Genomic DNA, 25880 nt, shown 5'->3' on the forward strand with positions numbered 1-25880 from the left:
ATCGGGCCGCGCTTGCGGCGCGGCCCGTCAATCGGAGTGCGAAAAGGAGGGCGGGATGCGAAAGGAGGGCGCCGGTGCGCCCGCGATTAGTTCTTGAACAGCGACAGGATCGACTGCGAGGCGCTGTTGGCGATCGACAGCGACTGGATGCCGAGCTGCTGCTGCACCTGCAGCGCCTGCAGGCGGGTCGATTCCTTGTTCATGTCGGCATCGACAAGCTGGCCGACGCCGCGGTCGATGGAGTCCATCAAGCTCTGGGTGAAGGTCTTCTGCAGGTCGATGCTGCTCTTGGCCGAACCGAGGATGGTGGCGGAGTCGGTCAGCTGGGCCATGACCTTGTCGATCCTGGTCACCATCTGCGTGATGATGTCGTCGGTTACCCCGGCCGCCGTGATGTCGAGGTTGTAGGCGGAAATATTGTCGACCTTGGCCACCACCGCTCCCGCCGCCGTCTGGCCGGCGGTGTTTGCGGCGATGTCCGTTGCTCCGCCCGCGATCGCGGCCGAATAGGCGGTGTCATACAGGGTCTGGGCGGCCCCAGTGGCATAGATGGAGGTCTGGCGATCGAGGGTGCCGTAGTTCTTGACGCCGGTGGCCAGGCCGTAGTCGAAAAGCTTGGTGCCCTCGACATCGATGTTGATCGTTCCGATCGAGACTGCGCCGGATGAAGAGCGATTGAATGAGGACACGATCTGCGAGTCGGGCTGGACGCCGTCATTGGCGGCCAAGACCTGCTTGGAGGTCACCGCAAGGAAATTCGAGCCGGAGAAGGTGGCCGCGTCGGCAAAGGACTTCATCTGCGCCTGAAGCGCCTTGATCTCGGTCTGGGTTTTTGCCTTGGCTGCGTCCGTCTGGCCGACGGTCGAAAGCAGCTTGGTCTTGATCTGGCCGATCGTTGTCAGCACATTGTTCATGCCGGTGTAGGCGGTATCGACTTTCGAGGCGCCGAGGCCGAGTGCATCCTGCACCGTCGACAGGGCCGAATTGTCCGAGCGCATCGTGGTGGCGATCGACCAATAGGCGGCGTTGTCCGAGGCCTGCGAGACCCGGTAGCCTGTCGAGATTCGAGCCTGCGTCTGTTCAAGTGACTTGTTGGTGGCGCTGAGGCTTTGAAGTGCGGTTAACGCCGAAGCGTTTGTCATGATGCTCGCCAAGAAAGTCGCTCCTTCTCAAAAGCCGACATGCTCAGACATGCCGGATAGGCCTGTTCAACGGGTGGCATCGTGCCGGTCGGGCCGATTCGCCAGCCTGTCGTAAGCTATTGGTTAACCATAACTAGCGCGGCATGGTTAACAGCCTGTTAAAAGTTGGCTTTTGAGAGTTAAGAAACGAGGGTTGCGCGAGGCTGGAGCAAACGCAAATCGGGCCGCGCTTTTGGCGCGGCCCGATTTCTTAGTGCGAACTGTGGTTGAGCGAAGGCGATTAGCCGCGGAAGAGCGACAGGATCGACTGCGAGGAACCGTTGGCGATCGACAGCGCCTGGACGCCGAGCTGCTGCTGGACCTGCAGCGCCTGCAGACGGGTCGATTCCTTGTTCATGTCGGCATCGACGAGCTGGCCGACACCGCGATCGATGGAGTCCATCAGGTCCGAGGTGAAGGTCTTCTGCAGGTCGATACTGCTCTTGGCGGCGCCGAGCGTGGTGGCCGAGTTGGTCATGTCGGCGAGCGCGGAGTCGATGACGGTCAGCATCTGCTTGATCTGGCTATCGCTGGCAGCCGTGCCACCCGAGAAGATGGAAAGCGAGGCGGCCGAATAGGTGTCGGTGGCCAGTGCAGCCGCGCCCAGGGCTGACTGCGTGCCGGAGACCGCGGCGACCGCACTGCCGTCGGTGCCGAGGCGGTACGTGTCAAGGATGCCCTTCGCGAGGCCCGCGGTGGTGCCAGCTTCATACAGCTTGATGCTTTCCACCTTGACGTCGATGGTCGAGATCGAAGATGCGCCGGCCGCGTCACGGTTGAACGCCGAAAGGATCTTCACATCGGCAGCCGTCGTGGCTGTTGCGCCACTGTCTACGGACAGCATGTTGGTGCCGGAGAAGGTGGCGCCGTCGGCGTAGGACTTCATCTGCGCCTGAAGAGCGGTGATTTCGGTCTGGGTCTTTTCCTTCGAGGCGTCCGTCTGGCCGTAGGATGCCAGCAGCTTGGCCTTGATCTGGTTGACGGTCGAGATCGCGCTGTTCATGCCGGTGTAGGCGGTGTCGACCTTCGAGGCGCCGAGGCCGAGTGCGTCCGAAACGGTGGACATTGCCTGGTTGTCGGAGCGCATCGTGGTGGCGATCGACCAGTAGGCGGCGTTGTCCGAGGCCTGCGAGACGCGGTAGCCGGTCGAGATGCGGGCCTGGGTGTCGGTGAGGGATTTGCTGGTGGCGTTAAGGCTCTGCAGAGCCGTCAACGCGGCGGAGTTCGTCATGATGCTGGACATGGTACTCGTACCTTGATTTTACAGGTGTTTTTTTGACATACCGGGCTTCCCGGTATGACGGTGCGGCATCATGCCAATGATCTCGAAATCGATCACCCGCCATCTGCGAGCGAATATGCGGGCAAGTCCCTACCAAAGGGCTAAACCGGACGGTTAATCGAAAATATATTGCGTGAATTTTGCGCCGGAGCAGCGGGCCAGGGCGGCGCTGCAGGAATCAGTTGCCGGGCGGTCAGTTGAAGGAGCGCACCAGGCTGCCGACGAGCAGATTCCAGCCGTCGATCAAGACGAAGAACAGGATCTTGAACGGCAGCGACACTACCGTCGGCGGCAGCATCATCATGCCCATCGCCATGGTGATCGTGGCGACGATCAGGTCGATGACCAGGAATGGCAGCACGATCAGGAAGCCGATCTCGAAGCCGCGCCGGATCTCCGAGATCATGAAGGCGGGCACCAGGATACGCAGGTCGACGGTGTCGCGCGCTACGGTCTGGCCGCGCTCGCGGGCGAGATCGGCGAACAGGTCGAAGTCCTTGTCGCGCACATTGCGCAGCATGAAGGTGCGGAACGGATCCGAAATCTTGTCGAAGGCTTCGGTCTGGGTGATCTGGTTGTCCATCAGCGGCTTGACGCCGGTGTTCCAGGCTTGGTCGAAGGTCGGCGCCATGACGTAGAAGGTCATGAACAGCGACAGCGAAATGAGAATGAGGTTTGCCGGTGTCGACTGCAGACCGATGCCGGCGCGCAGGATCGAGAAGGCGATGACGAAACGGGTGAAGCTCGTCACCATGATCAGCAGGCCCGGCGCCACCGACAGCACGGTCAGCAGGCCGAACATCTGGATGATGTAGCCGACGGTGGTGCCATCGGCCTTGCCGATGCCGCCGAGATCGAGCTGCTGGGCCGCCGCGACCGAGGTGGCGGCGGCGATCATCGCCGTGGCGAGAAGGAACTTTCTCATTCGAGCAGCAATGTCCTGATGAGGATCTGTTTGGCGTGACCCTGGCTGCGGATCGCGGCACGTTCCTCGAGATCGGCCTTCAGGTGCTGGTAGCCGCTGGCGCCCTCGATCTGATGCATCTTCAAGGTACGCACCAGGGCCAGAAGGTCCTGGTGGATGTCATCCGACATTGCCTGTGGCTGCGGCCCGTCATAGACGACGGACACCTCCATCCTGATCCAGGTATCGGCAGGCGAGGCGATGTTGGTGGTGATCGGCGCCAGCACGACAAGCATCGGTCCCACGCCTGGCTGTTCGGTCGAGGCGGGCTGCTCGGCCTTGCCTTCGTTCTCAGGCGCCACCGGTACCGACGCAGGGGCATCGACGCCCTTGAGATAGCCGCCGGACATCCAGCCCATGCCGATGGCGGCCGCCGTCACAACCAGCAGCATGCCGGCCTGGATGGCAAGGGAGGGACCCTTGCGCGGCTGGACCTGTTCGACATTTGCCACGGTGCGGTGTTCCCCAATCCTAGAACGGAAGAACCTGGTCGAGAATCTGCTGGCCATAGGCAGGTTGCTGGACCTCGGTGATGCGGCCGCGTCCGCCATAGGAGATGCGCGCTTCGGCGATGCGTTCGTAGGGGATGGTGTTCTCGGCGCCGATGTCGGCCGGCCGCACGATGCCGGCGATGGTCAGCACCCTGAGTTCGGCGTTGACGCGCACTTCCTGCGACCCCTTGATCATCAGATTGCCGTTCGGCAGGACATCGATGACGATGGCGGCGACATTGAGCTCCAGGGTTTCCGAACGCTTGATCTCGCCATCGGCCGTCGTGTCCGTGGTGGAGTTGAGAGCGCCAGCACCCTTGCCGGCGGTGCTGCCAACCTTGTCCCACTGCGCGCTGATGTCGAAACCGAGCTTTCGGTTGGCGGTGCGGCTCCTGTCGTTCTGGTTCTTGAAATTGGCCCGGTCGTTGATCTTGATCTTGACGGTCAGGATGTCGCCCTGGGATAGCGCCCGCGGGTCGGTGAACAGCCGGCTCTGGCGGTCATCCCACAACGAGAATTTCCTGGGTGGTGCCGGAGGCGTTTCCGGATAGCGATAGAGGGAGGAGGTGCTGCCGTCGTCGATGCCGGAGCCGACTGGCGATAAGGCTGGATCCCTGCCGACCTCCTTGAGGTTGGTTCCGCAGCCGGACAGCACGGCAACCGCGCACAGGACGAGCATTTTGCGGATCATGACGGATCTACCCTTCGGGCTGCGCTGGCCATGATGCCGGTGAGCGTCGCCGCCGCCTTCTGGTCCATTTCGTTGAGGATGACGCTCGCCTTGCGTGAATCGAGCTTCATCAATATGGCCGCCGCCAGATCGGCGTTGACGATGGCCAGCCGCTCGGCGGCGGCGTCGGGTTTCATGCCGGCGTAGATCTGGACGACGCCGTCTTCGGCCCGGGCCAGGAAAACCTCGCGCCGCTTCAGCCAGGTCTCGTACTCGGCTTTTTTTGCATCCAGAGCTTTCATGCGCTCGTCAATGCCGGCCTGGAGCTGCTTCAGTTCCTCCGCCTGCAAGACATAGCGGCGGTCGCGGGCGGCGTCGGCGATGTTGGAGCAGAAGCGCTCGATCTCGCTTTGGTCGGGCGCCTTTTCCCGCTTCAATTGCTGCGGCGCGGGTGCAACCGGTGCTCCCGGCAAGACCTGGCGGACCGTCTCCTCCGCGCGTGCGGTGCCGCCGGCAAGGGACATGGCGGCAACAGCAGCGACGAGCAGGATTGCGGCGGGGCGGCGTCTTTCGTGGCGTGAGAGGGAGCGGATCATCGGCATCGCCTATTGCAGAACCAGGTCGGCCTGCAGGGCGCCGGCCGACTTGATGCCCTGCAGAATGGCAATGATGCCGTCCGGCTTGACGCCGAGACGGTTGAGGCCGGAAACGAGGGTCTGGAGATCGGGTCCGTCAAGCACCGCAACGCGGGCGTCGGGCCGGCTGGCTTCGATGGCGGTGAACGGCTCGACGGCGGTCTCGCCCTTGGAGAAGGGCTCGGGCTGCACAACGCGCGGTGCTTCGGTGATGCGCACGGTGAGCGTGCCGTGGCTGATGGCGACCCGCGAGATCTTGACGTCGTTGCCGATGACGATGGTGCCGGTGCGCTCGTCGATGACGACACGGGCCGGTGTGTCGGATTCGACCACCAGGTTCTCGATCTCGGCATAGAAGCGGGCAGCCGAAACACCTTTCGGCCTTCTGATCTGCACCGTGCGGGAATCGCGCTCGGCCGCGACCCGGGCACCGAAGCGCTGGCTAGTATAGTCGTTGATGGCATCAGCGATGCGAATGGCGGTCGAGAAATCGGGATTGCGCAATTGCAGCGTCAGTACCGCCTGATCGTCGAACTCGGCCTGGACCGCACGCTCGACGATGGCGCCGTTCGGCACGCGGCCGGCCGTCGGCACGCCTTGCGTCAGCTGCTCGGCCTGTCCCTTGGCGGTAAAACCGGAAACGATAACCGAGCCCTGGCCGACGGCATAGATCTCGCCGTCCGCGGCCTTCAGCGGCGTCATGATCAGCGTGCCGCCGGCGAGCGAGGTCGCGTCGCCCATCGAGGAGACATCGATGTCGATGCGGGCGCCCGACTGCACGTAGGGCGGCATGTTGGCGGTGACGATGACGGCGGCGACATTCTTGGCGCGCGCGCGGCCGCCCTCGGTGGCGATGCCGAGATTTTCGAGCATGGCGCGGATCGACTGTTCGGTGAACGGCGCGTTGCGCAGGCTGTCGCCCGATCCGGCAAGCCCGATGACCAGGCCGTAGCCGACGAGCTGGTTGTCGCGCGAACTCTGCAGCTGGGCGATGTCCTTGATGCGCGAGGCGACCTGGCCCGGCGGCAGCGAACTTGGCCCGGTGGAAACCCGGAACATGCGGCTGGTGGTGGCCGGATCATATTCGGGATCGTTGTAGACGCCGCCATTTTTGGCGGCGAGCTCGCGCTTGGCCTTCGGCGTCAGGCCGTCGGCCAGTGCCGGCTGCAGGCCAAGCACAGCAGCCAATATCAGGGAAAGGCCGCGCATCATGAAGCGCTGACCTGGATGGTTCCATCCGCCATCACCGTGCCGGACAGGATCTTGCCGCTGTCGATGTTGCGAACCTTGACGAGGTCGCCCGCGGCACCTGGCTGCAGCGTCACGGCGGTGGCGGAGATCGTCAGTCCGCCGGCGATGAAGAAGACCTGCACGGACGCACCCTGTTCTACCAGCCAGGCCTCGCGGATGGCGGTGGAGGGGATGTAGCGGCCGGGCAGCAGCGTGCGCTTGGCGACCTTGCCGTCGAGTTCCTCGGCCCGTGTGACGACTCCGTCCGGCTTGTGCTTGCCGGCGATGAGGGTCACCTGTTTCAGGGCTGTGAGTTCGATGGTCTGGCCGGGATAGATGACCCGGTTGGGAATCAGCACGACGTCGCCAATCGGTTGATTGCTGGCGATCTGCGTGGCTGACTGATCGGCCGATTGGTCTGTCGATTGGCTTGTCGATTCCTGGGCAAAAGCCGGCATGCCGCCGGCCACCAGCGCAAGAACGAGCGCGGTGCGGCGGAATGCGAACAGGCGGCCGGGCGTCGACATCATGCGTTACCTGATGTTCTTGGAGACGACGGAGGCCATGTCGTCGGCGGCCTGGATGACCTTGGAGTTCATCTCATAGGCGCGCTGTGCCGAGATCAGCTCGGTGATTTCCTTGACCGGGTCGACGTTGGAGGCTTCGAGATAGCCCTGCTGGATGGTGGCAAAGCCGGGATCGCCCGGGACGCCGACATTGGCCGGCCCCGAAGCGGTGGTTTCCTGGAACAAATTGTCGCCGAGTGGCGCAAGACCCGCCTCGTTGGCGAAATTGGCGATCTGAAGCTGGCCGAGGCTTTGCAAGGCAGTCTGGCCGTCGATCCGGGCAAAGACCTGCCCCGTCTTGTTGACGATGACCTCGACGGCATCGACGGGGACGTTGATTGCCGGAATGACGGCAGCGCCATCGACTGTCACCAGCTGGCCGGTGGCGTTGGTGTTGAGCGCGCCGGCGCGGCTGTAGAGCGTGCCGCCGTCGGCACCCTCGATCTGGAACCAGCCTCTGCCGGTGAGCGCCAGGTCGAAACTGTTGCCGGTGCTGGTCAGTTCGCCCTGTGTGTGCACGTTGCGCACGGCCGTCGTCTTGACGCCGAGGCCGATCGAGACGCCCTCCGGCACCAGCGAGGCGTTGGAGCGGTTGGGCACACCTTGGGTGCGGTCGACCTGATAGAGCAGGTCGGAGAATTCGGCCCGGGCGCGCTTGTAGCCGGTGGTGTTGATGTTGGCGATGTTGTTGGCGATGACCTCCAGATTTGTCTGCTGGGCATTCATGCCGGTGGCGGCGATGGCGAGTGCTTTCATGGCGGAATCCTTAGATGCCCATTCGACTGACTTCGAGATAGGCGGAAACCACCTTGTCGCGAATGGCGACGGCGGTCTGCAGCGCCTGCTGCGCGCTCATCACGGCGTCGACCACCTGACGGGTGTCGACGTCGCCCTTGAGCGCCTGCACCGACACCTGCTCGGCATTCTGCAGTGTGTTGACGGTCTTGGAGGCTGCCTGGCTCAGCGCCTCGGCGAAGGAGGTGCCGACATTGCCGCCGGCCGAAGGTGTCGCACCGCCCTGGAGCAGGCTTGTCACTGCGTCGTCGCCGCCGATCGACGACTTGAACTGAAGGGCTCCGATACCGCTGATCATTACTGGTTCCTCATCAGGTCGATGGTCATGGAAATCAGGTCGCGCGCCTGCTTGACGACCTGAAGGTTGGCCTCGTAGGAGCGGTTGGCCTCGGTCATGTCGGCCATTTCGATCAGCACGTTGACGTTGGGCATCTTGACGTAGCCCTTTTCGTCGGCGGCCTCGTTGCCGGGCTGAAACTCGACCGGAAAGTCGCTGGGATCACGATCGATCGAGTTCACCGCAACCGTCGAGCTGCCGGAGGTCCGGTCGAGCTCAGAGACGAAGCTGATGGTCTTGCGGCGATAGGGGTCGGAGCCGGGCGCGGTGCCGGTCGACTGGGCGTTGGCGAGGTTTTCGGAAACCACGCGCAGACGCTCCGACTGGGCGCCGAGGCCGGATGCTGCGACTTTGAGGGCTGCGGTCAGCGCGTCCATGGTCAGCTCTTCACCGCCATCATCATCATCGAATGGAACGCCTTGACGATCGCCGTGTTGAGTTCGAAGGAGCGGCGCACCTCGCCGGCCTTCAGCAACTGGTCTTCCAGCACGACCGAGTTCTTGGACGGCATGACGACGCCGTCATCTTCCTGCGGCTTGATGGTGAAGCCGGCATTGGTCGCTGCGTTGCCGAGATGGCCGGCCTGCGTGGCCTGCAGCGATACGGCTGTGCGGTCGAGCACTTTTTCGAACGGCTCGACGTCGTTTGCCGTGTAGCCCGGCGTGTTGGCGTTGGCGATGTTGCCGGCGACGGCGGACTGGCGCACGGCCAGCCACTGGGCTTGCTTGGCGGCGAGGTCGAAAAGGGAAACGGGCTCCATGGGAATCTCCGGGCGGGTTCCCGAAGACTAGGCCGCCAGTCTTGCGCGGACCTTGCGGATGCCCGGAGGCCTGAGACGGGGGCGTTTATTTGGAGAGTTCGATTACCTGGTCGGCACTGGTGACCATGACCCATTTGCCGTTGCGCTGCTCGATGGAGGATACTTGGCTGGAGTCAGGCAGTATCGAGCCACGCTGGACGATCCAGAGGCCAGCATCGTCCTCGATCATGGCGCGGCCGTTGGCGACATGAACCATGCGGAATTTCGCCGCGTCGGCCGGAAAGGGTTGCTCATCGGGCGCAGGTGCTGAATTGGCATCATCCTGCACGGTTCCTGTGGCAAGCAGATCGAGATTGGCCGCGGGGACGTCCTTTGCCGTCAGCGGCGCGCTGCGTTCGGCGACCACGCCGCCGCCCGCCCGTCCCGAATTGGTGCCGGTGCCGCCGAACTTCATCGCCTGGACGCCAAACTGGTCCTGGTTGAAGAAGATGTACCAGGGAAACGAAGCGCAGATCAGCCCGAGCGTGATGCCGAGCGCGGCAATGACGAAATCGCTGCGCCGGTCGGACTTCTTGTTCAGCCTGGGAAACTGCGCCTTTGGTGGCTGCGGCCATTCGGTGAGCGGGAACAGACCGTCGATCAGCGAGTCGCGGCTGGCCTGCGTCATCTCCGCAGCCTCCGTCCGGGGAGCCCTGGGCAGGGGAGGCTTGCCAGCCCTGGCCAGAACAGCTTCGGCTTTGTCGGCCTTGGCGCGGTCAGCCTTTGCCTTGGCAGCTCTCGCTTCGTCAGCTCGGGCTTCTTCCGCAGCGTTGGCCGCGGCGATCATGTCGCGCAGGATGCGCTCGGTATATTCGCGTTCAGTCTCCGGCATCGGCGTTCAGCTTGCTCTTGAGGTGGCGGGCGAGATCGGAGAACGGGTCGACCGACGGACGATCCTTCGGCGCTTGCGTCAGTGCCTCGTAGATCAGCGGCACCTGGCGCACGGCAATATCGAGTTCGGCATCGACGCCGCCCTGATAGGCGCCCAGCAAGCGGATATCGCGCGTGTCCTCGAAACGCGAGATCATCGACTTCAGCCTTGTCACCAGCGCGCGCTGTTCGGCGCTCCAGGCCTTGCCGGCCAGGCGCGATATGGACGACAGCGGATTGACTGGCGGATAGCGGCCCTGTTCGGCGATCGTGCGGTCGAGCACGACATGGCCGTCGAGAATGCCGCGCACGGAATCGGCGACCGGATCATTGTGATCGTCGCCGTCGACCAGCACGGAGATGATGGCAGTGATCGACCCCTTGCCTTCCGCGCCTGGCCCGGCGCGCTCGAGCAGCTTGGGCAGTTCGGTGAATACCGAGGCCGGATAGCCGCGGGCGACCGGCGGCTCGCCGGTCCCCGTCGCCACCTCGCGCAAGGCGTGAGCGAAGCGGGTGATCGAGTCCAGCACCAGGAGCACGCGGTGCCCCTGGTCGCGAAAATGCTCGGCCACGCGCATGGCGGTGTCCGGCGCCCGCCGGCGCATCATGGCGCTCTCGTCGCTGGTGGCGACGACGGCGACGGTCTTGGCCATGCTGTCGCCGATCGTGTCCTCGAGGAATTCACGCACTTCGCGGCCGCGTTCGCCGATGAGCGCCACGACGACGGTGTCGAATGCGTCGGCGCCGGCGAGCATGGCAAGCAGCGTCGACTTGCCGACGCCGGAGCCGGCAAAGATGCCGAGGCGCTGGCCGAAGCAGAGCGGCGTGAAGATGTCGATGACCTTGACACCGGTCATGAAGGCGGTGCCGACGCGCTGCCGCGCCATGGCGCCGGGCGTCGTCTGGGCGCCGCTCGATGCGTCGTCGCCCCTGACCAAAGGCGGGCCGCCATCGATTGCCCTGGTGAGCGCGTCGATGGTGCGGCCGCGCCACGAGGCATGCGGCGCCACCGCGAGCGGACCGCGGCGGAACACGGCATCGCCGATGCCGGCATCGGCGCTGCGTTCGAAGGGTGCCACGACGACCTCGTCACGGCTGATCTTGACGATCTCGCCGCGGCGCGCGCCGGCATGGCCGCGCTGCTCGACGATGTCGCCCAGCCTGGCGAAATCGGAAAGGCCGTGCACCTTGTAGTGCGTGGGCGTGACTTCGGTGACGCGGCCGCCGCGCTTGAGCAGCGCTTCGGTGTCGGCGAAACGCCGCCAGACCCGTTCCAGCGCGGCAAGCCGGTCTTCCGGCGCCGGCTGAAGCTGTCTTTCGGGTGCGCGCAGGGATGGCTGGTCGAGCGACATGGGTTACTTCGAGCCGAGCGTCTTGATCGCCTCGTCGGTGGAGGAGTCGGTCTGCCGCATCAGGGCGGCGGTGTTCTCGAAGGCACGCTGGACCATGATCAGCCGGGTGATCTCCAGCACCGGATTGACGTTGGATTCTTCGAGAAAACCTTGGGCGACGCCGATATCGGAGCGATCGGTGACAGGCTCTGGTGTGCGCGCCGGAACGATGCCGGAATTGCCGTAGCGGACGAAGTTTTCGCCCGGATCGAAATTGTAGAGACCGATGGAGCCGACAAGCTGATCGTTCTGGCGCAGCGAACCGTCGGCCCCGGCCTTGGGCGGACCGTTGCGGGGGTCAAGCTGGATCGGCGAGCCGCCGGCATCGAGCACCGGGTGGCCCTCGATCGACATCAGCTCACCGTTCTCGTTCATCGAAAAGCGCCCGTCGCGGGTCATGACGGTGCCGACAGGCGTATCGATGGCGAACCAGGCATCGCCCTGAATGGCGAAATCGAACGGATTTCCGGTCTCGTTCAAAGCACCGTGAGCGCCGGAAAGATAGGTCTTGCCAGAGGAGGCGAAGGACACCGATTTCGGTCCGGTGCCGGACACGACGTCCTCGAACTTCACGCCGGTGGCGCGAAAGCCGATCGTCGAGGCGTTGGCGACGTTGTCGGCGATCGTGTCGAGGCGGCGCTCGAGCGCGATCTGCGAGGAAAGGGCGACGTACAGGCTGTCCCGCATGATGGTCTCAGAACCTTAGTTTCTGCATGGCCATCATCAGGTCGGTGGAGATGCCGACCGTGATCGGCTGGGCAAACAGCACGCTGACCGAGGTGACGGCCGATGAGGTTGGGTTGTTGATCTCATACATGCTGGTAAAGCGCGTCAGGAACTTGCCGAGTTTCTCGGGGTCGGAGAAATCCGAGATGTCGAGTTTCTGCTCGAACAGCTGCGCCTGCTTGTCGACATCGGCGGTGGCGAAGGAATCGGGCAGGCCGAGCACGGTGCGCACGACGTTGGCAAGCGCGGTGTCGGCCAGCACGTCGTACCAACTGGTGATGGTCGGGGCCTTGCGGTCGAAATAAAGCGCCAGCCGCACGCCCTGGTTGGTCTGGCCGGCATCCTCTTCAAGGGTCTGGCGCATGTATTTGTCGACGGTCGGCTGCTGCGCCGGATTGATGGTGGTGGCCGCTTCGCCGTATTGTTCGAAGTTGAAGGCGGCGGCCAGCCCGGCATAGGCCTTGTTCGTCATCTTGTTGGCGACGCTGTTGGCGTCGCGAATGCCACCGGCAAGAACGTTGCGGATGAGGTCCTTGCTTTCCGTCGCCGGATCGAGTCCGTAGGCCGAGAGCACATAGTTGTACAATCGGCTGTTGGCCATCAGGTCGTCGATGGATTTTACGTTCGTGACGTTGGCAAGGTAGTATGCAGTCTCCGACTTGATGTAGTCCGCATTCGGCGCGATCAGGCCAAGCGCCGACTCTGTCGTATAGATTTTCGGCGTGTCTTTCTGTACTTCGTCGCGCGACGTTGTCTGATCGCCATATTGGGCAAAGTTGAAGGCCGTGACGAAGTTGGCGTACCGTTTATCCGTCAGCTTGTTTGCTGGGCTGTTGGGGTCGCTGACGCCGCCCTCGAGCATTGCGCGGACCTGCTGCGGTGTTTCGGTCGACGCATTCAGTCCGTAGGAAGCCATGGCGAAGGTGAGCAGGCGCTTGTCCGCCATAAGGTCGTCGATCGACGTTACCTTGGAGATGTTTGCCGCGTAATAATCGGCCTCGCCCTTGATGTACTGCGCGCTCGGCTTGACCAGCTTCAGTCCGGCTCCAGCCACGTATCCTTTCGGCACCGCCTGCTGGACATCGTCGCGCATGGTCGTCTGATCGCCATACTGGGCGAAGTCGAAAGCCGAGACGAAGTTGGCGTAGCTCTTGTCGGGCAGTTTGTTGGCGGGACTGTCGGGATCGCTGACGCCACCTTCGAGCATCGCCTTGACGGTTGCGGCCGGTTCGGTTGCGGCGTCGAGTCCGAATGCGGCCATCGCGTATGTCAGCAGGCGGCTGTCGCCCATCAGGTCGTCGACCGACTTAACCTTGGAGATGTTGGTGACGTAGTAGGCGGTTTCGCTCTGGTAGTAGGAGAACCCCGTCTGCGAGGCGCCGATCTGGACTTGCAGCGCATAGTTGCTGGTCACCAGTTGCTGCGCTTTGTTGTAGACGGTCGTATTGGCGCCGTTGGCGGCGAAATTGAAGGCGCTGACGAATTCGGCGTAACGCTTGTCGGTCAGCTTGTTGGCGAAGCTGTTGGGATCAGAGACGCCTTCCTTGAGTGCCTTGACCATGAAGGCCTTGGCGTAGTCCATGTCCTCAAGCCCGTATGCCTTCATGGCATATTTGAACAAGCGGTCATTTTTGACGAAATCGTCGATCGATTTCACCTTGGTGATGTTGTCCAGATAATATTTGGTGTCGCGATCAACCACGGGCTGCTGCTCGATCCTGTCGATCGACTTTGAAATGTCCTTGGTGATGAGCTGGTAGCTGGTAAAGGTATTAAGCAAAGACGTGCCTCCGGCCGAAGCTATGTCCGGACAATACCCCTACTTCCTTGCGCGAAACTGAATCGTCTCCGACGCTTTCGATTCAAGCCTCACACAAGGCACGGGGGCTATCCCTTGCTCGCGAAGTGAAATGCGGAAGGACCTGTCGTGGGCATTCTGATTGGACTGGTGGTGACGCTCGGCTGCGTCCTTGGCGGCTTCATGGCCATGGGCGGCCATCTCCACGTGCTGATCCAGCCATGGGAGGCCGTGATCATCTGTGGCGCGGCTTTTGGCACCTTCCTCGTCGCCAATCCGATGAAGACGGTCAAGGACACCGGCAAGGGCATTCTCGAAGCCTTCAAGCAGGCAGTGCCGAAGGAGCAGGACTATCTCGAAACGCTCGGCGTGCTGCACTCACTGATGCGCGAATTGCGCTCGAAATCCCGCAGCGAGGTCGAGGCGCATATCGACAATCCGGAAGAGTCGGCGATTTTCCAGGCGTTCCCAACCGTGCTGCATAACCATGACCTGACGCATTTCATCTGCGACTACTGCCGCATCATCATCATCGGCAATGCCCGCTCGCACGAGATCGAGGCGCTGATGGACGAAGAGATCCAGACCATCAAATCCGACAAGATGAAGGCCTATCACGCTCTGGTGGCGGTGGGCGATGGCCTGCCGGCACTCGGCATCGTCGCCGCCGTGCTCGGCGTGGTCAAGGCGATGGGCGCGCTCGACCAGTCGCCGGAAATCCTCGGCGGTTTGATTGGTGCCGCACTTGTCGGAACGTTCCTCGGCATCTTCCTGTCCTATTCGGTGGTCGGGCCGGTCGCCACCAAGATCAAGACGGTGCGCGAGAAGAAGAACCGCCTCTACATCATCGTCAAGCAGACGCTGCTGGCCTACATGAACGGCGCGCTGCCACAGGTGGCGATCGAGTTCGGCCGCAAGACGATCTCATCCTATGAACGGCCGACGATCGACGCCGTCGAGCAGAGCACGATGAACACCGGTACCGTCGAAAAGAAGGCCGCCTGAACGATGCGCGACAGATCGGTCCCAGCACTGTCATGACCAGTCCGGGCAGCCCAGCGGAAGCGCGCTCGCTGATCATCGAGCGTCTGGTCGGCGACAGCGGCGAGGCCGCCCAGGTCATCGATGCCGGCCGCGCCATGGCCGAACGCGCCGTGCCGCTGCTGCAGAAAGGCCTGACCGGCGAGCTTGGCGTTCCGGTCATTGTCGATCTCAAAGCGATAGAGATCAGCCGCGTTCCCGAGGCGCGTTCGCGCGCCGGCGACACGTTTGCCCTGACCGTCGTCGGCTCGTCCGTGTCCTCCGATGCGATGACCCTGGTGATCGATGCTCCGGCGATCGCGATCATGGTCTGCACGTTGTTCGGTGGCGACCCGGACCTGCCGGTATCGCCGATCGAGCGCGATCTGTCGCAGATCGAAATCGATGTCTCGACCATGGTGTTCCAGCAGGTCGCGCAGGCCCTCAACGGGTCGGGAAGGCGCTCGCTCGACCTGCGGCTGCCGGCGCCGCGGGCAATGTCGGGCACCGAGGCGAAACGACACGTGCTGCGCGACGGCGCGGCGATCCGCATCGTCCTTGGCATCTCGACGCCGGCCGACAGCGGTACCGTCACCGTGACGATGCCGCAGCGTGTCGTGCTGGCCAGCCGCGACGGGGCTGTCCCGGTCAGCGACGACGATCACGGCCCCAGCTGGCGCGCGCGCTTTTCGGAAGAGGTGATGCGCTCCACGGTAGCACTCGAGGCCACGATGCCGCTGGCCCGGCTGACACTCGGCGACCTTGCCGGTTTCGAAATTGGCCAGGTCATCGAATTCGAGGAAACGGCGCAGTCGCAGGCACGCCTCAGCGCGCGCGGCAAGACGCTGTTCGTGTGCGAGTTCGGCAAACTGGGACAGAATTACACCGTCCGAGTCAGGCATCCCTACGATGCCGGGCAGGACTTTATCGAAGCGCTGATGCCGGCTTCTGCCGGCCGCGCCTGACATTTGGAGACGACGCATGGCCAAGACCAAGGTGGAAGCCGACCTCGACCAGCCGGACGAGCAGCTCGACCGTGCCATTGAAGAGTTGCGCGGGGTCCTGCACGAAGAGGAGCAACGCCCCGATGCGGCGTTCAGGGCCGCTTCCGGCGCCAATTCGAGCGTCATCATGAACATCCCCGTCGATGTCCAGATCATCCTCGGCAGCACCGAGATGCCGGTCTCTGATCTGATGGCGCTGCAGAAGGGGTCGACGGTGGCGCTCAATCGCCGCATCGGCGAACCTGTCGACGTCGTGGTCAACGGCCGCAAGATCGCGCGTGGCGAAATCACCGTGCTGGAAAGCGATCCGTCGCGCTTCGGCATCCGGCTGACCGAAATCATCGCCGGCACGAAGGGCGCCTAGACATGGATTGCGGGGCTTGCCGGTGGCAGCGGAGGCGAGTGGCATGACGACGCCGGTGACCTTGACCCGCGCGCAGAAGGCGGCCGCCATATTGGTGGCGATGGGCAAGCCGTCGGCCAGCCGCCTGCTGAAATTCTTCAAGCAGGAAGAACTGAAGGCGCTGATCGAGGGCGCCCGTCTGCTGCGGACGATTCCGCAAAGCGATCTCGAGCGCATCGTCGCCGAGTTCGAGGCCGAGTTCACCGAAGGGGCGGGATTGCTCGATTCCGCCGACAGGATGGACACCATCCTCAATGAGTCGCTGTCGCCCGAAGAGATGAGCGCGATCATGGGCGACAAGAGATTCGAGGTCGCCCCGGAAGGCCCGCCGCCGATCTGGCCCGAACTCGAAAAGCTCGAGCCGGCACGGCTTGGCGCCTTCCTGGCCGGCGAGCATCCGCAGACCGCGGCCATGGTGCTGTCCAAGCTGGCGCCGCAGGCGGCGGCGAGCGTACTGTTGACGTTGACCAAGTCGACGCGCGGCGAAATCATCAAGCGCATGGTGACGATGGCCAATGTTCCGGAAGCGGCAAGCAGGATCGTCGAAAACCGGCTGCGCAGCAGTGTGCTGACGGAAACGTCGACCAAGGACACGTCGGCCGGGCAGGCGCGCGTCGCTAGCGTTCTCAACGAACTGGACAAGCCACTGCTCGAGGAGGTCATGCAGGATCTGGAGGCCGCCGGCACGCCCGATCTCGATGGCGTCCGGGCGCGCCTGTTTGCCTTCGACGACCTGCCGCTGCTCACCCAGAAGGCGCGGGTGCTGCTGTTCGACGGGCTGTCGACCGAACTGGTCACGCTGGCCCTGCGCGGCGCGCAAGCGGGACTTGCCGAGTCCGTACTGTCGGCGATCGGCGCGCGGTCGCGGCGCATGATCGAGGCCGAACTCGGACAGGGCTCGGAAGGGGTCCCTCTCGCCGACATCACGGCGGCGCGCAAGACGGTCGTGTCGACGACGATCCGGCTGTCGCGCGAAGGCGCCTTCGAACTTCCCTCGACCCAGAACGCTGCCTAAGGCCGCGCCATGGCTGACGCGGTCGACAAGGATTCGAAAACCGAAGAGGCGACGGAAAAGAAGATCCGCGACACCGTCGAACAGGGCAAACTGCCCCATTCGCGGGAAACGGCGCTCCTTGCATCCTTCGTCGCCATACTGGTGTTCACCGTCTTCTACGCCAAGGACGCCGTCATCGATCTCGGCATGTTCCTGTCGATGTTCCTGGAGAAGCCGGAAGCCTGGCCGATGGACACCGAGACCGACGTCATCGCACTCTACAAGATTGTCATCCTCGAGGTAGGCCGCGCCGTCATCAGCCTGTTCGTGCTGCTAACCGTCGCCGGTGTCGGCGCCTCGGTGTTCCAGAACATGCCGCAATTCGTCGGCGAGCGGGTGCGGCCGCAATTTTCGCGCATCTCGATCGTCAAGGGCTGGAACAGGCTGTTCGGCATCCAGGGCTTCGTCGAGTTCGCGAAGTCGATCGGCAAGGTCGGCTTTGCCATCCTCGTGCTGATCTTCACGCTGTCGGAAGATCACCGCAAGCTGCTCGCCGGGATGATCACCAATCCGGTTGCCTTCGGTCTCGTCATCCGTGGCATCGCCGTCGACATCCTGGTGGCGATCGTCTTCGTCATGGGGCTGATCGCGGCAATCGACATCGTCTGGTCGCGCTTCCACTGGAAGCAGGACCTGCGCATGAGCAAGCAGGAGGTCAAGGACGAGTTCAAACAGTCCGAGGGTGACCCGAGCGTCAAATCGCGGCTGCGCTCGCTGGCGCGCGACCGGGCGCGCAAGCGGATGATGACGGCGGTGCCGCGCGCGACTTTGATCATCGCCAACCCGACGCACTTCTCGATCGCGCTGAAATATGTGCGCGACGAGGACTCGGCACCGATGGTGTTGGCCAAGGGGCAGGATCTGGTGGCGCTCAAGATCCGCGAGATCGCGCGGGAACACAACATCCCGATCTTCGAGGACGTGGCGCTCGCCCGCTCCATGTACAAGCAAGTTTCGGTCGATAATGTGATCCCGTCGCAATTCTACCAGGCCGTCGCCGAACTGGTGCGGATCGTCTACTCGAAAAAGGCTGAGCGGAGACAGATTTCATGAACCGCCAACCGCACGCAAAATCCCGCGAGATCATCGTCGCCAGCGCCATCGAGCAGGTGGTGGGGGAACTGAGGCTGATCGATGTCGCCGACTACATCGCCTTCATCCGGCTGGAGCATTTCGCCTGCCTGTCGGATCTGGTCGATTCAGCGGTGGAGCTGTTCTTCATGCCGGGTACGCTGCGGCTTGGCCATGGCGGCGAGGCGCATGTCGACTGGAGCGGCAGCCCGCGCATCGTGCTCGATCTGGAGCTGAGGCCGCCCGGCGTCACCGTCTATTTCCAGCTGACGCTGAGCGAGCTCGGCGCTTCGGTGGTGGTCAACTACGTGTCGTTCGAGAAGCCTGGCGAAGACCCCGAACACAACACGGCGCTGCTCGAGGCTGTGATCGAAGAGGCGCGTATCCGCAAGGTCGAACCACTCGCCTATCGCTGACATCGATCGCGAGCCGCCGCCGAAAGATCCTCGAATTGTCCTATTCGATCAGGCCTAGCCGCAGCGCCTTGGCCACGGCCTGGTTGCGGTTGACGGCGTTGAGTTTCTGGGTCGACTGGGTCAGATACTGGTTGGCGGTGTGCACCGACAGCTTCAGGAGCCGCGCGATCTCTTCGCTGGTGTTGCCGTTGGCGGTCAGCTTCAGACATTCGAGTTCGCGCTTGGAAATCGCGCGCATGCGGCCGGCATCGCCCGGACGGATGCGGGCGACGGCGGCGAACAGCGAAAAGCAGCGGGCGTGGATCTCGTAGAGCGTGTCCTGCGGCAAGGCGATCTCTGATCCGAGGAAAACGACGAGGCCGCATTGACCCCTGTCGGCATGGACCGGGAAGGCGATGCCGCTGGTGCCGGGCGCCAGCGCCGCCATCTGCTCGGTCCAGGCGAGATTGCCGAACATTTCCGCCATGGCGGCAACACCGTCATCCGTCCACCAACGCGGTTCGGTCGAGATGCGGGTGTGGCGCACGATCTCCTCGCCATTGGCGCCCGAAATGAACTTTGTCGCCACAGCAATCCCGGGATAGTCGGAATCGAAGCAAGGAACGAGCCGTGCCCGTTCGGGCGAAGGGCTGACAAAGAACAGGCCGAAGGCCGAGGCGTTGATGTCGACGGAGATCCAGCGGCAGCGGCGTACGGCATCGGGAATGGTGACGGCGTGATGGGTTTCGGAGCCGAGCGAAAAGGCGCCGAACGGATTGCGCTGCTCGTTGAAAAGGGCTTCGGCAGCTTCCTTGATATCGGCGTGTTTCAAATGATGCCGCTCCTGATCGCCGTGGCGATGGCCATCGCGCGGTTGCTGGCCGCGAATTTCTGGATGGCGTGGGTGATGTAGCTGTTGACGGTGTTCGAGGAGACGCCAAGGATGACGGCGACCTCGTCGGTGGTCTTGCCTTCGGAGACCCAGAACAGGCATTCGCGCTCGCGATCCGACAGCGGATCCTGCATGGCGGCGGCGGCGATCAGTTGCGGGATGTGCGAAAGCGCGTAGCAGCATTTCAGCTGCGCCCGCATCAGCGCCGGCTGGTCGATGCCGCCGGCAGTCGCCGCCGAGAACAGGGCGAACAGGCGCTGGCGGCCGACATTGAGGCGCAGCGAATAGATCTCGGCATGGCCGAGCACGTCGAGAAGGCGCGCCTCTTCGCCGGTGATCAATCCGTCTGCTTCGGGTGCCTGAGATGCTATCAGCGGCTGCGGACGGATGCCGGGCGCGACGGTGAGCGCGCCTTGCGCAAGCCCGGCGATCAGCCGTTTGCCGATCAGCTCGATGGCGTCGAAAATCCAGTTGGACGAGACGATGCGTGCATCGTTGCGGTCCTGGTCGTGGACGATGGCGACCAGCATGTAGCTGTCGGCGCCGATCTCGGCTGTCAGTTGCATGAAAAAGCTGGTCAGATCGCCGCGCGACGTCAGGCGCGAGCCCAATGTGTCGGATTGAAGTAGCGCGGCGGGACTGCTCATTCTTGTTGCTTTTGGCCGGAATCGTTTCTGCTGTCCGGATGCTGGAAGCCAGCCGCCGAACCCGAATACGCATTACTTTGACGAAGACACACGCGTGGCGCAGGGCTGCACCAACCAGATCCGAATCCATTCAGGGAACGCGAAGCCGTCCGCGTCTGGTGCCGGAAAAACTCCGGAACAAGAGACTTTGGGTGGTCGCCGCGCCCCCCAAGGACCGGCTGATTCGGGTCTAATCTACCCGCAGTTGAATCCGACATCAAACGCGATTTGACAAAATCGAATCCGGTGGACTCAGGTGCGACTCAGAGGCGGGGCCAAGCCCCTTCGCCGCTCCGGGGTCGCTGAAACACCGACACGAAAAAGCCAGACGCTGTTGCAAAGCTGCCGTATCGAGGACCGATCGATTCCGATAGGGTTTTCGCTGACCGGCAGGGATGGGCGTCCCTTCGTTCGGACTGGCGAGATGGGCGGCGCTTGTTCGCGGCCATCGGCATGGGGGGTGATCATGAAGCGGGTTTTCCTGGCGTTCACGGTGGTGCTCGCGGTTCTGAACGGTGCGTGGGCTGCATCCGCGCCGGCCGAGCCAATCGTCACCTATGCGCTCGACAACGGGCTGGCGCAGATCCACGCCGATTGATCGGTTCTAAGGCGCGGCCGCCGGCCGCGCTCAAATTTTAGCACCAGTGGTTTCGGGGGAAACAATGAGCGATTCATTTCGGGAAGTTACATCCGTCTCGTGGTTCGGGCGCATCAAGCGGGCGGTCGGCGGGGTCATCTTCGGCCTGCTTTTGGTGGTGCTGATGGTGATCGGACTATTCTGGAACGAGGGCCGCGCGGTGCAGACAGCACGCTCGCTGGCCGAAGGAGCTGGCGCCGTCGTCTCGGCCAGCGCTGACAGCGTCGATGCCGCCAATGAGGGGAAGCTGGTCCATGTCAGCGGCCCGGTGACGGCCGACAGCGGTCTCGCCGATCCGGATTTCGGCATTGTGGCGCAAGGGCTGCGGCTGTCGCGCAGCGCCGAGATGTATCAGTGGAAGGAAGAATCCAAATCCGAGACCACCAAGAAGCTTGGCGGTGGTGAGGAGACGGTGACCACCTACAGCTACTCGAAGGTGTGGGACGACAGCCAGATCGACTCGTCGGATTTCAAGAAGCCGGACGGCCACCAGAACCCGCCGATGGCGGTTCACAGCCGGACTTTCCAGATACCGCAAGGCAAGCTCGTCGCCTTCGATCTCGACACGCCGGTGCTCGATCGCATCGAGGGCGACAAGGCGTATGCGCTGTCGCCCGACCAGTCGGCCGCGATCAAGACCGCCTATACCGGCACCAGGCCGCTCAGCATCGTAGACGGCAAGATCTATCTCGGCGCCGACACGACAACGCCGGCGCTGGGCGACTACCGCATCGGCTACGAGCTGGCGCCGCTCGGCGTGGTCAGCATCGTCGCGCGCCAAGCCGGCAGCCGGTTCGAGCCTTACCAGACCGAGGCGGGTGACGCGTTGCTGATGGTCGACACCGGCACTGTCCCGGCCGACAAGATGTTCGCCGAGGCGGTCAGTGCAAACACGCTGATCACCTGGCTGCTGCGCGCCGCCGGCCTGCTGTTGCTGACCATCGGCTTTGCCCTGTTCCTCAGCCCGATCGGTGTGATCCTCGACGTCATCCCGTTCCTCGGCAGCATGGCGCGGATGGGAACCGGCATCATCGCCTTCTTCCTGGCGATCCTGGTCGGCACGACGACGATCGCGATTGCCTGGTTCTGGTATCGGCCGGTTCTGGCGGTGGGCATCCTCGCGGCCGGCGTCATCGCTGCGGCGGCCGTCTACTATCTCGGCCGCTCGCGCAAACCGACCGAGCCAACCGTCGCGCCCAGCGTTGACGCCGCCACCTGATCGCGGGAGCCGGGCGGCGTTGCCGCCCGGCTCCCAGTGGTCTTTTGCTTATGCCTGTCGTTGTCCCAAAACCGCTACACACCTTTGGGCGACAGGCATTTACCGATCCTCGAAGCCGGTCAGCACGCCGACGGCGTTGACGCCGATCTCCTCGACGGCATAGCCGCCTTCCATGACGAACAGCGTCGGCAGGCCGAGCTTGGCGATGCGGCGGCCGATCTTGGGATAGTCCGACGTCTTCAGCTTGAACTGGCTGATCGGGTCCTTCTCGAACGTGTCGACACCCAGCGAGACGATGACGACATCCGGCGCATAAGCCGCGAGCTTGGCGCAGGCATCCTCCAGTGAGGCGTTCCAGGCGTCCCAATCGGTGCCGAAGGGCATCGGATAATTGATGTTGAAGCCTTCGCCGGCACCAGCGCCGCGTTCGTCGGCATGGCCGAGGAAGAACGGGTACTCGACCATCGGATCGCCATGCAGGTTGAGCACCTGCACGTCGGCACGGTCATAGAAGATCTCCTGCGTGCCGTTGCCGTGGTGGTAGTCGACATCGAGGATCGAGATGCGTTTGGCGCCCTGGTCGCGGAACCATTGCGCGGCAACGGCGGCGTTGTTGATGTAGCAGTAACCGCCCATGAATCCGGCACCGGCATGGTGGCCGGGCGGACGGCAGAGAGCGAAGGCGGATGTCTCGCCGCCCTTGACCATGCTGGCGGCGGTCAGCGCCACGTCATAGGACGACTTGATCGCGGCCCATGTGCCTTCGACGAAGGTGGCGCCGGCATCGAAGGAATAATAGCCGAGCAGCGCGTCGACGCGCTTTGGCGGCACGTCGCCGCGCAGGCCGCGCGTCGGCCAGGTAAAGGGCATCGCCGTACCCGTGAGGCCAGCTTCCACCCACTGCGGCCAGACCGTCGGCAGGAAGTCGATGTAGTCTGATTTGTGGATGCGCTTGGCGGCGGCGAGATCGTGCTCGAGCGGCAGGACGATCGGCCCTAACTTCTCGCTTTCGACCCGCGCCTTGATGAATTCGGCCCGCGAGGGCTTCTCGAAACCCGGCACGATCGCGCTCGTGACCAATTCCATCTGGCCGGCATGGCCAGCATGAAGCGGCGAATAGACAGTCTTCATAGAATTCCTCTCGAAATGCGAAATCAGTCAAGGTTGAGATAGGGTGTCACCAGAGCGAGCCACATGGTTTCCACATCGTCCTCGATCAGGTCGTATGTCCTGCGATCCTTTTTCAGCCCCACAAGCCGGCAGACATGCCCGACCTCCATCATCAGCACACCGAGCCGGCTGGCGATCTTGTTTTCAAGAGCCGGGTTCACATGCTGCAGCCATGCGGCGTAGAGGGCGATGATCTGGTCGTCATATTCGTTCTGGATCGGCCTGAGGTCGGCGTTGCCTGAGATAGCCTCGATCACCGGCATCAGGCTGGCGTTTTCAAGATAGAGCCTGGAGGTGTCGATGAAGAGCCTGCGCACGTCCTGCCGAAACTCTTCGCGGTTGCTGGGCGGGGCGACCTTGATGCGCTTCGCGATCACCTCGGGAAAAGATGACAGCCAGCGCCGGGCGAGGTCCAGAAGGATGGCTTCCTTGTTGGGAAAGTATTGGTAGACCGAACCGACCGACAAGCCCGCGCGCTGCGCAATGGCGAGCGTCGTCGGTGTCCTGGTTCCTTGCTCCCGCGTCAAGACCAGCGCCGCGTCGAGAATCCGATCGACCACCTTGCTCGACCGTTGTTGCCGCGGCTGCTTGCGCGGTTCGAGCGCTATCCTGGTTTTGCGGTCGAGACTGCGTTTCACTGCTTGACGTCCTCGTTCCCCGCCCGGTCTCAACACAGGCGCAGGGTGCTGTCCACAATACATTCAAAATTCCGCATGTTGACAAACGCGAATAATCAGTCGCATTCTTTATCCACGCTGTCTCTTGGGATAACAAGGGGAATTTCGAGGACGGCGCGCTGGCATCTTCTCTGTCCAATAGCGCCGCTCCAGTGGCAGGTTGTTGGACGCGGGGTCTGTCGGTCTCAGTCAGTCGTCAAAAGCGCGGAGTCGCGATGTCTGTCACAGGTGCGGGTCACAATGCGGATCTGATCGTCATCAACGGTCGTGTGTTGACCATGGACGATGACAATCCCGCCAGCGAGGCCATTGCCGTCAAGGACGGCGCCATCATCGCCATTGGCAGCCGCGCCTCCATCGAAGAGCTCAAGGGACCGGCCACCAACATCATCGACGCCAAGGGCGGCTCGGTCCTGCCGGGCTTCATCGAAGCGCATATGCATCTTTTCGGCGGTGCCGCGGAACTCGACAATCTGCATCTGGCAGGGGTGCATGGCTTCGATGCCTTGCGTGATGCGATCCGTGCCTTCGCGGCGGAACGGCCGAACGCCAAGCTGCTGGTGGGCGCCGGCGTTGACTATGCGATCCTGCCCGAGCCGGTCACGCGCCACCATCTCGACCGAATCATCCCTGATCGCCCGTTCGCCATGTCGGCCTCCGACCACCATACGATGTGGGCGAACACCAAGGCGCTGGAGCAGGCGGGCCTCCTGCACGGCAGGGAATTGGGACCGGGCAACGAGATCGTGATGGGTGCCGATGGCCTCGCGGCGGGCGAATTGCGCGAGGGCGAGGCTTTCGGCCCGATCCTGGAGCACTTCGGGCAGAACCGCACACGGCTTGGTCTTACGGGTGGCGAGCCGGAACCCTATCCGTCCGCCGAGGAGCTTGCCGCCGACCGGGATCTGATGCATCGCGGCCTGGAATGGTGCGCCCGCCACGGCATCACGTCGATCCAGAACATGGACGGCAACCTCTACCAGCTTGAGCTGCTTGCCGGCCTCGAGCAAGAAGGGCGATTGCTGTGCCGTACGAAAATCCCGTTTCACTTCAAGAACTTCATGGACCTCGACATGCTTGAGAAAGCATCGACGATGGCTTCGACCTACAAATCGGAGTGGCTGTCGTCGGGCATGGTCAAGGTGTTCTACGACGGCGTGCTCGATTCATGGACGGCTGTGATGGTCGAGCCCTACGCGGATCGTCCGGATTGGTCCGGCGAGCCGTTGTTTGCGCCGGAGCATTTCGCTGAATTGGCGGTGGAAGCCGATCGTCGCGGCCTGCAGATCGCGGTGCATTCGATCGGCGATGGTGCGGTGCGCGCGGTGCTCGACGGCTACGAGGCGGCGCAGAAGAAAAACGGCAGGCGCGACAGCCGGCATCGGATCGAGCACATCGAGGTCACGACGGAGACCGACGTGCCGCGCTTTTCCGAGCTTGGTGTCATCGCGTCGATGCAGCCGCCGCATCCGCCCGGCGCGCTCAACTTTCCGCTGGAACCGACGCTGTCGCGCATCGGCCGCGAGAAATGGCCGCTGAGCTATGCCTGGCGAACGCTGAAAGAGGCCGGCGCGCGCGTTGTCTTCGCTTCGGACTGGCCGGTATCGCCGGTCGATCCGATCCTGGGCATTCAGGCGGCAGTGCTGCGCAAACCGTGGGCAGAAGGCGATCCCGACCAGAGCTTCTCGCTGCAGGAGTCGCTTGCGGCCTATACGGTGGAGGGCGCCTATGCCGAATTCGCTGAAAATCGCAAAGGCCGGCTGAAGCCCGGCTATCTGGCGGATCTGGTGGTACTCTCGGCCGATATCGAGAAGACGGCACCGGAAGCCCTGCATACCGTGCGGCCGGTGACAACGATCTGCGGCGGCAAGGTGACTTATCAGGCCTGACCGTGGCATGGGAATTGCCTCCTGAATC

At 63.3% G+C, this 25880-nt stretch carries 29 protein-coding genes; 9 read left to right on the forward strand and 20 right to left on the reverse strand.

The annotated features are described in order from the left end of the window. Positions 1-86 precede the first annotated feature (86 nt). The 16 genes from FCU66_RS09200 to FCU66_RS09275 form a co-directional block, all read right to left on the reverse strand. Complete coding sequence (locus FCU66_RS09200; RefSeq protein WP_136616771.1) at positions 87-1154, reverse strand: flagellin N-terminal helical domain-containing protein; 1068 nt, start codon at positions 1152-1154, stop codon at positions 87-89. Between the two features lie 268 nt (positions 1155-1422). Beyond that, entirely contained in the window at positions 1423-2424 is a 1002-nt protein-coding gene (locus tag FCU66_RS09205; RefSeq protein WP_136616772.1) for a flagellin N-terminal helical domain-containing protein, read from the reverse strand. Between the two features lie 232 nt (positions 2425-2656). Then, on the reverse strand, positions 2657-3388 hold the full coding sequence (fliP, locus tag FCU66_RS09210; protein ID WP_136616773.1) for a flagellar type III secretion system pore protein FliP: 732 nt from the start codon (positions 3386-3388) through the stop codon (positions 2657-2659). After that, on the reverse strand, positions 3385-3879 hold the full coding sequence (locus tag FCU66_RS09215) for a flagellar basal body-associated FliL family protein (protein WP_136616774.1): 495 nt from the start codon (positions 3877-3879) through the stop codon (positions 3385-3387). The genes fliP and FCU66_RS09215 overlap by 4 nt, the downstream gene beginning before the upstream one ends. 19 nt (positions 3880-3898) lie before the next feature. Further along, complete coding sequence (gene flgH, locus FCU66_RS09220; protein ID WP_136616775.1) at positions 3899-4609, reverse strand: flagellar basal body L-ring protein FlgH; 711 nt, start codon at positions 4607-4609, stop codon at positions 3899-3901. Then, positions 4606-5190 (reverse strand): MotE family protein, encoded by a 585-nt coding sequence (locus tag FCU66_RS09225; protein ID WP_168991769.1) that lies wholly within the window; start codon positions 5188-5190, stop codon positions 4606-4608. Before FCU66_RS09225 ends, flgH begins: the two co-directional genes overlap by 4 nt. A 3-nt stretch (positions 5191-5193) precedes the next feature. Then, a complete protein-coding gene (locus FCU66_RS09230; RefSeq protein ID WP_136616777.1) occupies positions 5194-6435 on the reverse strand; it encodes a flagellar basal body P-ring protein FlgI in 1242 nt (413 codons plus the stop codon). Continuing rightward, positions 6432-6983 carry a flagellar basal body P-ring formation chaperone FlgA gene (flgA, locus tag FCU66_RS09235; RefSeq protein ID WP_136616778.1) on the reverse strand — a complete coding sequence of 184 codons (552 nt, stop codon included), beginning with the start codon at positions 6981-6983 and terminating at the stop codon, positions 6432-6434. The genes FCU66_RS09230 and flgA overlap by 4 nt, the downstream gene beginning before the upstream one ends. 3 nt (positions 6984-6986) lie before the next feature. Further along, positions 6987-7775: a flagellar basal-body rod protein FlgG gene (flgG, locus tag FCU66_RS09240; RefSeq protein WP_136616779.1), complete on the reverse strand. Its 789-nt coding sequence runs from the start codon at positions 7773-7775 to the stop codon at positions 6987-6989. Between the two features lie 10 nt (positions 7776-7785). Further along, a complete protein-coding gene (gene fliE, locus FCU66_RS09245; protein WP_136616780.1) occupies positions 7786-8112 on the reverse strand; it encodes a flagellar hook-basal body complex protein FliE in 327 nt (108 codons plus the stop codon). Continuing rightward, a complete protein-coding gene (flgC, locus tag FCU66_RS09250; protein WP_027038254.1) occupies positions 8112-8528 on the reverse strand; it encodes a flagellar basal body rod protein FlgC in 417 nt (138 codons plus the stop codon). Before flgC ends, fliE begins: the two co-directional genes overlap by 1 nt. A gap of 2 nt (positions 8529-8530) precedes the next feature. Beyond that, positions 8531-8911, reverse strand: coding sequence for a flagellar basal body rod protein FlgB (gene flgB / locus FCU66_RS09255; RefSeq protein WP_109659404.1), 381 nt, complete (start codon positions 8909-8911; stop codon positions 8531-8533). A gap of 85 nt (positions 8912-8996) precedes the next feature. Continuing rightward, a complete protein-coding gene (locus tag FCU66_RS09260; RefSeq protein ID WP_136616781.1) occupies positions 8997-9782 on the reverse strand; it encodes a hypothetical protein in 786 nt (261 codons plus the stop codon). Next, the gene (gene fliI, locus FCU66_RS09265) at positions 9769-11172 is read right to left on the reverse strand and encodes a flagellar protein export ATPase FliI (protein ID WP_136616782.1); all 1404 of its coding nucleotides are present in this window, start codon (positions 11170-11172) and stop codon (positions 9769-9771) included. Before fliI ends, FCU66_RS09260 begins: the two co-directional genes overlap by 14 nt. A 3-nt stretch (positions 11173-11175) precedes the next feature. Then, complete coding sequence (gene flgF / locus FCU66_RS09270; protein ID WP_136616783.1) at positions 11176-11898, reverse strand: flagellar basal-body rod protein FlgF; 723 nt, start codon at positions 11896-11898, stop codon at positions 11176-11178. Between the two features lie 7 nt (positions 11899-11905). After that, positions 11906-13717 (reverse strand): DUF1217 domain-containing protein, encoded by a 1812-nt coding sequence (locus tag FCU66_RS09275; RefSeq protein ID WP_136616784.1) that lies wholly within the window; start codon positions 13715-13717, stop codon positions 11906-11908. A gap of 147 nt (positions 13718-13864) precedes the next feature. Between FCU66_RS09275 and motA the strand changes: the two genes are divergently transcribed. Genes motA through FCU66_RS09305 form a run of 6 tightly spaced genes read left to right on the forward strand, consistent with a single transcriptional unit; the run spans position 13865 to position 18703 of the window. Next, positions 13865-14740 carry a flagellar motor stator protein MotA gene (gene motA / locus FCU66_RS09280; protein WP_023809996.1) on the forward strand — a complete coding sequence of 292 codons (876 nt, stop codon included), beginning with the start codon at positions 13865-13867 and terminating at the stop codon, positions 14738-14740. Between the two features lie 32 nt (positions 14741-14772). Beyond that, positions 14773-15720 carry a FliM/FliN family flagellar motor switch protein gene (locus FCU66_RS09285; RefSeq protein WP_136616785.1) on the forward strand — a complete coding sequence of 316 codons (948 nt, stop codon included), beginning with the start codon at positions 14773-14775 and terminating at the stop codon, positions 15718-15720. A gap of 16 nt (positions 15721-15736) precedes the next feature. After that, positions 15737-16123, forward strand: coding sequence for a flagellar motor switch protein FliN (fliN, locus tag FCU66_RS09290; RefSeq protein ID WP_023761675.1), 387 nt, complete (start codon positions 15737-15739; stop codon positions 16121-16123). Positions 16124-16166: 43 nt separating this feature from the next. Next, positions 16167-17177, forward strand: coding sequence for a flagellar motor switch protein FliG (locus FCU66_RS09295; protein ID WP_136616786.1), 1011 nt, complete (start codon positions 16167-16169; stop codon positions 17175-17177). A 9-nt stretch (positions 17178-17186) separates the two neighbouring features. Further along, entirely contained in the window at positions 17187-18269 is a 1083-nt protein-coding gene (gene flhB, locus FCU66_RS09300) for a flagellar biosynthesis protein FlhB (RefSeq protein ID WP_136616787.1), read from the forward strand. Next, the gene (locus FCU66_RS09305; RefSeq protein ID WP_136616788.1) at positions 18266-18703 is read left to right on the forward strand and encodes a hypothetical protein; all 438 of its coding nucleotides are present in this window, start codon (positions 18266-18268) and stop codon (positions 18701-18703) included. Before flhB ends, FCU66_RS09305 begins: the two co-directional genes overlap by 4 nt. 40 nt (positions 18704-18743) lie before the next feature. Here FCU66_RS09305 and FCU66_RS09310 read toward each other — a convergent pair whose 3' ends face one another. Beyond that, positions 18744-19514 (reverse strand): helix-turn-helix transcriptional regulator, encoded by a 771-nt coding sequence (locus FCU66_RS09310; protein WP_136616789.1) that lies wholly within the window; start codon positions 19512-19514, stop codon positions 18744-18746. Continuing rightward, positions 19511-20221, reverse strand: a complete 711-nt coding sequence (locus FCU66_RS09315; protein WP_136616790.1) for a helix-turn-helix transcriptional regulator — start codon at positions 20219-20221, stop codon at positions 19511-19513. The genes FCU66_RS09310 and FCU66_RS09315 overlap by 4 nt, the downstream gene beginning before the upstream one ends. Positions 20222-20726: 505 nt before the next feature. Here FCU66_RS09315 and FCU66_RS42515 point away from each other — a divergent pair. After that, positions 20727-20858, forward strand: a complete 132-nt coding sequence (locus tag FCU66_RS42515) for a hypothetical protein (protein WP_281285510.1) — start codon at positions 20727-20729, stop codon at positions 20856-20858. Positions 20859-20922: 64 nt separating this feature from the next. Beyond that, on the forward strand, positions 20923-22116 hold the full coding sequence (locus FCU66_RS09320) for a TMEM43 family protein (protein WP_136616791.1): 1194 nt from the start codon (positions 20923-20925) through the stop codon (positions 22114-22116). Between the two features lie 99 nt (positions 22117-22215). Here the strand turns inward: FCU66_RS09320 and FCU66_RS09325 are convergent, their stop codons facing one another. Beyond that, positions 22216-23247 (reverse strand): histone deacetylase family protein, encoded by a 1032-nt coding sequence (locus tag FCU66_RS09325; RefSeq protein WP_136616792.1) that lies wholly within the window; start codon positions 23245-23247, stop codon positions 22216-22218. Positions 23248-23270: 23 nt separating this feature from the next. Further along, complete coding sequence (locus FCU66_RS09330) at positions 23271-23924, reverse strand: TetR/AcrR family transcriptional regulator (RefSeq protein WP_136616793.1); 654 nt, start codon at positions 23922-23924, stop codon at positions 23271-23273. Positions 23925-24178: 254 nt separating this feature from the next. Between FCU66_RS09330 and FCU66_RS09335 the strand changes: the two genes are divergently transcribed. Beyond that, entirely contained in the window at positions 24179-25852 is a 1674-nt protein-coding gene (locus tag FCU66_RS09335) for an amidohydrolase (protein WP_136616794.1), read from the forward strand. Positions 25853-25880 lie beyond the last annotated feature (28 nt).

It is taken from the genome of Mesorhizobium norvegicum, assembly GCF_004919685.1.
Classification (GTDB): domain Bacteria; phylum Pseudomonadota; class Alphaproteobacteria; order Rhizobiales; family Rhizobiaceae; genus Mesorhizobium; species Mesorhizobium norvegicum.